A 10,634-nucleotide genomic window follows, 5' to 3' on the forward strand; every position below is an offset into this window, starting at 1 on the left:
GAGGCCGACGAGGCCGAGGGCGAGCCAGCCGCTCCCGGCGATGGAGGCCCCGAGCAGTACGAGCACCGCGCCGAGAGCCCCGAGGGCAGCAGCGGCGGACCGGTGGCGCCGCAGTCGTGCCGCCACCGCCAGGCACTCGAGGCCCGCCAGGGTCCAGCAGAGCGCCTCGGTGGCAGTGCCGACGCCGAGCAGCACACCCGTCGCGGCCACCGGGGCGGCAGCGAGGAGGAGCGCCAGATCCCAGCGACCCCGCCACCGCGAACGTGCCGGGCTCGATCCAGCGGGAGCCGCTGTCATCGAGCCCTGGGCGGGCCGCTCCGCAGGACCGTTGGTCCCGGCCCCGGTCGACATCAGCCGGGCCAAACGCTCGGCAGGCCCGTTCGTCCCGGCCCCCGTCGACATCCCCGGGCCCAAGCGCTCGGCAGGCCTGTTCGTCTCGACCGGTGTCGGCATCACCCGCGACAGAGCCTCCGCAAGGGCGAGCAGCCCCGCGGCCGCGGCGAGCGCGAGCCAGGGGCGAGTCGCGATCACGTCGCCGGCGAGGAGGAGGGCCGCCCACCAGCCCAGGAGCGCGGCGACCCCGCCGAGCGCGCCGATCCGGGACAGCGCTCCGGCGACGAGGACGACCACAGCCACGGCCGCACAGAGCCATCCGGCGACGGGCCCGACGCGGTCGACCACGCCGATCGCGAGCCCGGCCGCGACCTCGACCCCGCCAACCGTGAGAGCCGCTGTCGTCCAACGCCTCCCGGGGAGGCCGGACACGCGCCGGGCAGCGAGTCCACCGAGCAGGATGACCCCGCCGACCGCAACGAGCACGACACCGTCCCACTCCGGACCGGGCAGCCCTGCAGCCCAGGGCCACAGCTCTAGCCCGAGCAGGTGCGCCGCAGGTGCGGGCGCGGCCCACGCGAACCAGGTCATCGGCGGGATCCGATGGTCGCTCGGCACGATGGCCACGGCCGCCATCAGGGCGACGAGGGCAAGGACGGCCGACATCCGCTGGGTCGCGAATACGGCTGCAACGACGGCGAGCAGGACGCCGACGCGAGCCAGCGTGCGGGCGACCCGGGCCGGCACCGCGAGCCCGCTGGCGGCGGCATACACGACGGCGAGGGCGGACAGCACGGCCGTCGACCAGGGCGAGTCCAGCGGGTAGAGGCCGGACCGGTCGAGCAGGAGCGAGAACGTTGCGGGGATGCCGATCGCGCCGAGTGCGAGGGGCGCTCCAGCCAGGGAGGGTTGCGCGGCCCGGAGGGCGGCGCCGACCGGGGACGCGCCGCGCACGTCGCGCCACCCCGTGAGGCACCAGCCGGCCGTCGCGGCGGCGACCGCGCCGACGAGTCCCCACTCCGTGCCGAGGGCGCCGGCCACGGCCAGCACTCCGAGCCCATGCCCCGACAGACCGAGGGCGACCCGGACGGGTTGGGCAGCGACGGGACCGGCCGACGGGACATGCGCGAGCACCACGAGCGCGAGCGCTGTGACCGCGGGGACGGCCCAGCGGAGGTCCTCCCCGACCGAGGCGACAGAGGCCGCACTCAGCCACCCGCCCACGCCGAGCGCCGACGCGACCACCGGTCGCCACGCCGGAGGCAGCGGACCCACGAGGGTCGCGACTGCGAGCAGGCCCAGGGCGACGGCAGCCGACCATGGCTCGAAGATGCCCGCGGTGCGCTCCCAGATCGAGACGGTCAGCAGGACGACGACGGCGACCCCACCCGCCCACCAGCCTCGCCAGTACCGCTCACCGGCGGTGCGGTCCAGCCATCCGCGAGCCGCCGGGACCGCGATCACGAGCAGGACCAGTGCGCCGACGACCGCGGCCGTGCCCGGGCCGGCGTCGCCGCCGGACGCGGTCAGCGCGCCGAGCGCGGCCAGCGGCAGCGTGGCGGCCGCCAGGTCGAGCAACCCCGCCGCTCCGGGTGCCGGGTAGGGCGCGGTGCGGCGGGCGATCGCCCACACGCCGGCGCCGGCGAGCACCGCGGCGGCCCACGTGAGGTCACCGGACAGGGCGGAGCCGAGCGCGAGGACCGCTCCGACCGCGGGGAGGACAAGCGCTGCCGGCGGCCGGCGGCGCGACCCGGCCAGCTCGAGGAGAGCCAGGAAGCCGCCCGCCACGAGCGCCGCGACGGCGGTCCTCTCCAGGGAGTCGCGTGCAGACCCGGACAGGGCGACCCAGACGACGACCCACCAGGCCGGCTGGACGACACCGACGGTGAGGGCCGGCAGGCGCGGCGCCAGGACCTCGAGCGCGGCGGCGAGGGCCGTGCCGGTCAGGAGGACCGGGAGGGCCGGCCAGCCCTCGGCGGCCCAGGTGAGGACGCCGAGCGCCCCGAGGACGACGAGGCCCGGCAGGGCCGCGGTCGTGGTGGGCCCTGCGAGCCGCGCCTTCGGGCGCAGCCTTGCCCCGAGCAGGGTCGCGGTGAGGGCCACTGCCATGGCGGCGACCTGGGCGGCGCTCGGGGTCGCGACCGCCTTGCCGCCGGGGGTCGCCCGGCCGACGCCCATCGTCGCGAGCCCGACCGCGAGCCAGCCGGCCGGGGCCACCAGGAAGCGGAGGGCGCTGGTGGGGTGACGGCGGGACCAGGCGGCATACCCGAGGGCGAGGCCCGCCATGAGCAGGGCCAGCGTCACGACGAGCGGGACCCCGGACAGGTCCGGTGGGAAGGCCACCCCGTCGAGGACGGAGGTGACGATCATGATGGGCAGGACGAGACCGCCCGCCAGCTCGAGCGACCGGCCGACCGCATCGGCGCGACGGCGCCGCAGCAGGGCGCCGGCGGCGAACGGCGCCACCGCGATGACGACTTCGGCGACGGGGCGCAGCCCGCTGGCGACATCGGCGAAGGCGAACGCGACGAGGCCGAAGGCGCCGACGAAGAACAGGAGCACGCCGAGGTACGCGAGACCGTGCACGGCGAGGTCCGAGCCGACAGCGCGAACGGTGCGCGACCACCACTGCCGGAGCGGCGACGGGGGTGCTGGCGGCCGCTGCGGTGCGGGAGGCGCGGGTGGCCGCTGCGGCGCGGGAGGAGCGATGGTGGCAGGGGGCGGAACCTGGGGCGCGAGGGCCCGACGCTCGAGCTCTGCCAGCGAGAGGCCCGTGGGCGGTGGTGGCGCCGATGCCGGCGGTGCCGACGCCGCGGGCGCCGACGCCGGGGGCGCCGGCACCGAGCCGGGCGAGCCGCCGGTCGGCCACTCGTAGCCCGTCGGGGAGGCCGGTCCCGCCACCGCCGTGGATCCGGTGGGCGGAGCAGCAGCGCCGGCCTCGGCGACGAGCTGTCGCACGAGGCCCTTGAGGGCGGCATCCTGCGGGCCGCCGACCAACTGGCGCCTCGCCGCCTCCGGCAGGAAGACGTGCTCGACGAAGTCCAGATGCGCGAGATCCGACACGGTCAGGGAAGGTCGCCCCGCCTCGGGGCCGGAAGTGGTGCCCATGGCGCGAGTCTGGAGAGCGACGGCCACACCGGAAAGAGCCCCGGTACTCATCCTCACCGCCGTCCGTAGGCTGGGCGCATGCGCGCAGTCACGATCTCCGAGCCCGGCGAGCCCGACGTCCTCCGCGTCTGCGAGGTCGACGCGCCCACGGCGAGGCCCGGCGAGGTCATCGTCGACGTCGTCGCCGCGGGCGTGAACCGCGCCGATGTCCAGCAGCGCAAGGGCTTCTACGACCCGCCACCCGGCGGCTCCCCCTACCCCGGGCTCGAGGTGAGCGGGCGGATCTCGGCCCTCGGCGAGGGCGTCGAGGGGTGGCAGGTAGGCGACGAGGTGTGCGCCCTCCTGGTCGGCGGGGGCTACGCCGAGCAGGTCGCCGTCCCGGCCGGCCAGCTGCTGCCGATCCCCGACGGCGTCTCGCTTGAGGACGCCGCGGCGCTGCCGGAGGTCGCCAGCACCGTCTGGTCCAACGTTTTCCTCACGGCGAACATCCAGCCCGGCCAGTGGCTCCTCGTCCACGGCGGCAGCTCCGGCATCGGCACCATGGCGATCCAGCTCGGCAAGGCCGTCGGTGCCCATGTCGCCGTCACCGCGGGGACCCAGGAGAAGCTCGACTTCTGCGGCCAGCTCGGCGCGGAGGTCCTCGTCAACTACAAGGAGGAGGACTTCGTCGAGAAGATCCGCACCGCGACCGGCGGGCATGGCGCCGACGTCATTCTCGACAACATGGGCGCGAAGTACCTCGCCCGCAACGTCGACACCCTCGCGATCAGCGGCCGGCTCGTCATCATCGGCCTCATGGGCGGCCGGCGTGCCGAGCTCGACCTGGGCACGCTCCTGGCCAAGCGGGCGGCCGTCATCGCGACCACCCTCCGCGCTCGCCCGGAGACGGAGAAGGCCACCATCGTCGCCTCCGTCCGCGAGCACGTGTGGCCGCTCATCGAGTCGGGAGTGGTCCGGCCGGTCATCCACTCGCGCCACCTCCTCGAGAAGGCGGCGGACGCGCACCGCGAGATGGAGGCCTCGACGCACATCGGCAAGATCCTCCTCACCATCTGAGGTCATGAACCGGACAAATCCGGGCAGATCGGCGCTGCCTGAGAGCAAACCGTCTCGGGACCGGCACATCTACGCCGCCAGGCAACCCAGCGCAATACCGTCGATCGTTGGACCACTTCGCGGGGAAGCGGTCCCCGACACGACGGAGGCGAGAGGTGTTCATCCAGGTCATCCAGGGAACGTGTCGTGACGCCGACACGGTGCACCGCCAGATGGACGACTGGCGGAACCGGCTCGAGAGCGGTGCCACGGGATTCCTCGGCGGCACGTACGGGATCACCGACGACGGCGAGTTCATCGGGGTGGTCCGCTTCGACTCGAGAGAGTCGGCAGAGCGGAACTCACAGCGCCCGGAGCAGGGTCAGTGGTGGGCCGAGACAGAGAAGTGCTTCGACGGGCAGGTCACCTTCCACGACTGCAACGACGTCGTGATGATGCTCGACGGGGGGTCCGACGACGCACAGTTCGTCCAGGTCATCCAGGGCCAGCTCACCGACGCCGGCAAGTTCCGCGACTTCATGAGCCAGCCGATGGACATGCTGCACACCGCCCGTCCCGAGATCATCGGCGGCACGGTGGCGATCGACGACAACGGCTTCTTCACGCAGACCGTCGCGTTCCGGACGGAGGCGGAGGCGCGCGAGGGCGAGCGCCAGGAGATGCCCTCCGACATGCAGGAGCAGATGTCGCAGATGAGCAACCTGATGAGCGACGTCAGCTACCACGACCTGCACCACCCCTGGTTCGAGACGGCCCGCAGCTGACCCACCCGACCGAGGCCCTGCTCCCGGGTTGAGGTATTCGACTACCCGCTCCCTGCAGGCGAATACCTCAACGCGGGTCATGCTTGCGCCGTCCCGACATACCCGGTATACATCTCCTCACCTGAGGGAATACCGAGTATGTCCGGGAGGCATCGATGTCGGTCAAGCAGGGGCTGCTCGCGCTGCTCGCGGAGGGGGCCACGTATGGCGCCCGGCTCCGCAGCGAGTTCGAGGCACGGACGGGCGGCACGTGGCCGCTCAACATCGGGCAGGTCTACACGACCCTCGCGCGGCTCGAGCGGGACGGGCTCGTCGAACCGGTCGGGGGCACCGACGACGAGGGCCGGATCACCTACCGCCTCACCGAGCAGGGGCGGGTCGCGGCCGAGGCGTGGTGGCGCACCCCCGTCGCCCGGGACGAGACGCCCCGGGACGAGCTCGTCATCAAGCTCGCCCTGGCGGTCACCTCGCCGGGGGTCGACGTGGCGCAGGTCGTGCAGACCCAACGCACCGCGACCCTGAAGCACCTGCGTGACCTGACCCGCCTCAAGGCGTCCGGCTCCGACGAGCCGCGGGGCGCCGACCTCGCCTGGCAGCTCGTCCTCGAGAACCTGCTCTTCTCCGGGGAGGCGGAGATCCGCTGGCTCGACCACGTCGAGTCGACGCTTGCCCGCCATGCCCGCATGCCGCTCACCTCGCCCCCGGCGTCACCGGAGTCTTCCGATGTGGCCGAGCCGCGCAGCTCCGAGCGGAAGGGGGCCCGGGCATGAGCGCGATGGAGCAGCCGATGGTGGACGGAGCGGCGGACCAGGCCGGGACGGAGCCGGTGCTCGTCCTGACGGACGTGACCCGTGTGCACGGCTCGGGGGCGACGGAGGTCGTCGCACTCGAGGGCGCCTCGCTCTCGGTGAGCCCGGGTGAGCTGGTGGCGGTCATGGGGCCGTCCGGGTCCGGCAAGTCGACCCTGCTCAACCTCGCCGGCGGCCTCGACAAGGCCACGTCGGGCAGCGTCGAGGTGAGCGGCATACGACTGGACTCCCTTGACGCAAAAGGGCTTGCCGCGTTGCGGCGCCGGTCGGTCGGGTTCGTCTTCCAGGACCTCAATCTCATCCCGAGCCTGACCGCGGCGGAGAACATCGGGCTGCCGCTCGAGCTCGACGGGTTCTCGGTGCGCCGGGCGCGGTCCCAGGCGCTCGACGCCCTGAACCAGCTGGGCCTGCGGGAGCTCGCCGACCGCTACCCCGACCAGATGTCCGGTGGCCAGCAGCAGCGAGTCGCGATCGCGCGGGCCCTCGTCGGTGAGCGCCGGCTGGTCCTGGCCGACGAGCCGACCGGTGCCCTCGACTCGCACACCGGCGAGGAGGTGCTGCGCGTGCTCCGGCAGCGGTGCGACGCCGGCGCGGCCGGGCTGCTCGTCACGCACGAGGCGCGGCACGCGGCGTGGGCTGACCGGGTGGTCTTCCTCCGGGACGGCCGGATCGTGGACTCTACAGGCGGGCCGGACTCGGCGGACTCGCTTCTCGCACAGGCGCGGTGACGTGGTGGCGCGGGTGAACGGGGGCTCGGGCCGGCCCGAGCAGGGAGCGGGCCGCTTCGAGCAGTGGCAGGCGGGCTGGCGGGTGGCGCTGCGCATGGCGCGGCGCGACGTACGTCGGCATCGGGGTCGCAGCATCCTCATCCTGCTGATGATCGGGCTCCCGGTGCTGCTGATCAGCGCCGGCGCGACGCTCGCCTTCTCGATGACCCTCGATGACAGCGAGCAGGAGCCCTATCTCTTCGGCACCGGTCAAGCGATCGTCAGCGGGCCGGTCGAAGGCAAACAGATCTACCAGGAAGCGCTCGGGGGGGGGTGGGGTTCAGACGAAAAGGCACCGCCCGCCAACCCGATCGTAGGCATCGAGACCGATCCGGCCAGGGCCATTGCTGGGTTGACCGGCGGCACCGCGATCCCGTTGTCCCAAGGTCCGCTCCGCGTCGAATCAGCCGAGAAGACGGTCTCCGTCAACGCACTGGGAGTGAGTCTCCAACCACACGCCGACCTCGGTGACCGAGCGCATCTCATCAGCGGTCGGTGGCCGGCCAACGACGCTGAGGTGGTGGTCACGAAGTGGGGCGCTGGGCAAGGGCTGCCGACCTCAGGCAGGCTCTCGATCGCGACCGCCGACAGTAAAGACGCAGTGTTCACATCCCGGACCGTTGTGGGCGTCGCCGAAGCGGTGACGGGGACGCCGATGGGCATGGGGGTCGCCCCGGCCGCCGTCGTGCTCGTGCCGTGGCAGCAGAAGGCGACTGGGCCCGGCCCCGACGCCCCTGCCTGGCTCATCATCGATCGAGGTCCGGTCAGCTGGGAGGAGGTCCAGGACCTCAACAGCTATGGCCTCGTCACGGTGGCACGATCCTTGTGGGCGCTGCCACCGCAGGCCCTGCCGGTCAACGACCACTTTGGCGCCTCTCCCGACACCGCTGCCGCGGGGACGGCCATCGCCATGGCGGCCGCCGCCGCGGGGTTGCTCTTCACGACCGCGCTCCTGGCCGGGCCGGCCTTCGCCGTGAGCGCGAGCCGCCAACGACGCACCCTCGCGCTCTCCGCCGCCAACGGCGCCACACGCACGCAGGTGCGGCGCACGATCCTGGCCCAAGCCGTCGTCCTCGGCGGCATCTCCACCATCGTCGGAACCGCCGTCGGCGTGGGAGCCGTCGCGGCCCTGCGACCGTGGCTCGCCCGGGTGCTGGACGAGAGGCTGCTGTTCGGCCTCGACGTGCCATGGGTGTTCCTCGCCGCGGTCGCCGGCTCCGCCCTGCTGAGCGCGGTCGTCGCGGCGCTCCTGCCGGCCCGTGCTCTCGGCCGCCTTGACATCGTCCGGGCAATGCGGGGCCAGGAGGTCGCGCGGCCGGTACGGCACCGGGTCACCATCGTCGGGCTCGTCCTGCTCGCGATCGGTGCAGTGCTCACCCTGACCCAGGTCGACGTCTCGGACGGTATGCAGCAGGCCGGCTTCGGTCTCATCGGTGGAAGCGCGCTGCTCACCATCGGTGCCCTCTGCGTCGTGCCGGGCCTGTTGACCGTCATCGGGAGGCTTGGGCGCCACTTGCCGCTCTCTATACGCATGGCGGCCCGGGACTCCGCGAGGCAGCGGGCGCGGACCGGGCCTACGGTCGCAGCGGTCATGGCCGGGGCCGCCCTGCTCTCCGCCTCAGTTGTCGCCATCTCGTCCGACACGGCTGAGCAGGCACACACCTACGTGCCCAACGTTGCGATGGGCACTGCCACCACCTACGACTCCCTGCTCGGCGCGGAGGAGGTCGCCCGGATCGTCGCGTCCGTCGACCCGGGGATCGTCACGGTCCGCGCGGCCACGCTCGCCCGCGCGGTCCAGGACGACAGCGGGTTCCAGCCCCAGCCATGGGCCACCGGCCCGGGACGCCTCGTCCAGGCCCAGCGCGTCGGCTGCACCTTCGAGCAGTCGCGACCCACCGAGTCGTTCTTCCCCGAACAGCGCTGCTGGTCCATCGGCACCGACGGGATGATGGGCGCCGGCGCCATCCGCACGGCACCGGCGGTGCAGCTCGCGACCCTGCTCCAGCTGGACGAGGCGCAACGCACGGCGCTCGCCGACGGTGCCGTCGTGCTGCCCGACGTGTCGACCATCCCGACCCCCGCTCGTCCCGGCACCTTTGACGCCGTGCGCCCGACGCCCACCGATGTCCAGGGCGGCGCGGTTCGCTTCTGGGTGATGGATGGCGAGTCCGCCGAGAACGGCGACTTCAAGCCGGCCGGCGCCCCACAGACCGTCACGCGGCCAGCCCTGGTGCTCCCGTGGGACCAGTTCTCGCTCGGCCAGTCGCAGGTCATCGGTGGCTACAGCGCCTACCTCGCCACGGAGGCCGCTGACCGGCTCGGCTGGGCAAACCAGCCCGGCTTCGTCCAGCTGGTGGATCCCGACGGTCCGATCTCGGCCGCGACAGAGGCAAAACTGACGAGCGCCCTGCAGGCCGCTTCCGAGAACGCGTCGGTCCAGGTCGAGCGGGGATTCCAGCGCGACGACAGCGTGGCGATCCTCGTGCTCATGGGGATCGTCGGCCTGATCATCCTCGTAGCGACGTTCGTCTCCACCGCGCTCTCGATGGCGGAACAGCTGCCGATGATGGGCACCCTCGCCGCGGTCGGCGCGACGCGGATGACCCGCCGCAAGCTCGCGGCCGCACAGGCGTTCCTCCTCTCCGGCCTCGGCGCCGTCGTCGGGGCAGCGATCGGGCTCCTGCCCGGCATCGCCGCGGCCAAGACCGTCACGACGACCGGCGGACAGAGCCACGCCGGGTTCGTCGACATGTCGGCGGTGCCGGAGGTCGTCGGGCCGTTCGTCGTCATCCCGTGGCTGCAGATCGCGGCGCCGATCGTCCTCGTCCCGATCGTTGCCGCCGTGTTCGCCTTCGTCTCGATCCGCCGCGCCCCCACGGTCACCCGGCGGGCGACGTGAACCCAGCCCTCGTGCAGTCACCCTCGGCGGGTTGGGGTCGTCCCGACACTCACCGGCGCATCGGAATACCTCGAACGGGGGCGGGTAGGGGGTGCGGCAGGATGAATGACATGAGTGACGACCAGACGCAGCAGCCAGGCTCGGGCGACCAGAGCAGCGATGACACCCAGGATCCCCGCATCGTCGTCGTGACACCCGGGGGCATGGGCGTCGCAGACTCCGGAACCAGCGACGGCGAGACCGAACGCGAGCGCAAGAATCCGGCGGACCTCGTCGAGGAACCAGCCAAGGTGATGCGGATCGGGTCGATGATCAAGCAGCTCCTCGAGGAGGTCCGCAGCGCCCCTCTGGACGAACCGGGCCGCAGGCGGCTCGCCGAGATCCACCACCAGTCGCTCGAGGAGCTGAAGGACGGCCTCGCCCCCGAGCTCGTCGAGGAGCTCGACCGGATCGCCTCCCCCTTCAGGGACGAGTCACCCAGCGACGCCGAGCTGCGCATCGCGCAGGCCCAGCTCGTCGGCTGGCTCGAGGGGCTCTTCCACGGCATCCAGACGGCGCTCGTGGCCCAGCAGATGGCCGCGCAGCAGCAGCTCGCCCAGATGCGCGCCCTTCCCCCGGGGCGCCCGGGCTCGCCCTACGGAGCGCCGTCGGTCCCCGGCGCACCGAACACCCCACACGAGGGCGGCCCGACCGGCCAGTACCTCTGACTTCTCCCCCCCAAACGGACCGTTCGCCCTCGAGCGGTCCGTTCTCGCGGCTCTAGGGTGACCGGGTGAACGTGCTGCTCCGGCTCATCGGCGCCCCGGTCCTCCAGGCGCTCATCGCGCGCCTCCCCCGACCCGTCGCCCGGGTCCTGGGCGCCGTGCTCGTCGTCTGCAGCAGCCTGCTGCCGTTC

General features: G+C 73.0%; 6 protein-coding genes and 1 pseudogene. 6 read left to right on the forward strand and 1 reads right to left on the reverse strand.

What is annotated here, in order from left to right:
* A pseudogene (locus ACTHJJ_RS00145) lies at positions 1–3,441 on the reverse strand (hypothetical protein); the annotation flags it as partial.
* A 78-nt stretch (positions 3,442–3,519) separates the two neighbouring features.
* Here ACTHJJ_RS00145 and ACTHJJ_RS00150 point away from each other — a divergent pair.
* The 6 genes from ACTHJJ_RS00150 to ACTHJJ_RS00175 all read left to right on the forward strand — a co-directional run bounded on the left by ACTHJJ_RS00150 (position 3,520) and on the right by ACTHJJ_RS00175 (position 10,446).
* The gene (locus ACTHJJ_RS00150) at positions 3,520–4,497 is read left to right on the forward strand and encodes an NAD(P)H-quinone oxidoreductase (protein WP_440300911.1); all 978 of its coding nucleotides are present in this window, start codon (positions 3,520–3,522) and stop codon (positions 4,495–4,497) included.
* Positions 4,498–4,652: 155 nt separating this feature from the next.
* Positions 4,653–5,261, forward strand: coding sequence for a hypothetical protein (locus ACTHJJ_RS00155; protein ID WP_440300912.1), 609 nt, complete (start codon positions 4,653–4,655; stop codon positions 5,259–5,261).
* A gap of 155 nt (positions 5,262–5,416) precedes the next feature.
* A complete protein-coding gene (locus ACTHJJ_RS00160; protein WP_440300913.1) occupies positions 5,417–6,031 on the forward strand; it encodes a PadR family transcriptional regulator in 615 nt (204 codons plus the stop codon).
* Positions 6,028–6,798 carry an ABC transporter ATP-binding protein gene (locus ACTHJJ_RS00165; protein WP_440300914.1) on the forward strand — a complete coding sequence of 257 codons (771 nt, stop codon included), beginning with the start codon at positions 6,028–6,030 and terminating at the stop codon, positions 6,796–6,798. The genes ACTHJJ_RS00160 and ACTHJJ_RS00165 overlap by 4 nt, the downstream gene beginning before the upstream one ends.
* 13 nt (positions 6,799–6,811) lie before the next feature.
* Positions 6,812–9,739 carry an FtsX-like permease family protein gene (locus ACTHJJ_RS00170; RefSeq protein ID WP_440300915.1) on the forward strand — a complete coding sequence of 976 codons (2,928 nt, stop codon included), beginning with the start codon at positions 6,812–6,814 and terminating at the stop codon, positions 9,737–9,739.
* Between the two features lie 110 nt (positions 9,740–9,849).
* Positions 9,850–10,446 (forward strand): proteasome activator, encoded by a 597-nt coding sequence (locus tag ACTHJJ_RS00175; RefSeq protein ID WP_440300916.1) that lies wholly within the window; start codon positions 9,850–9,852, stop codon positions 10,444–10,446.
* Positions 10,447–10,634 lie beyond the last annotated feature (188 nt).

The sequence above is a fragment of the Intrasporangium sp. genome, from assembly GCF_051961875.1.
Taxonomy (GTDB): Bacteria; Actinomycetota; Actinomycetes; order Actinomycetales; family Dermatophilaceae; genus Intrasporangium_A.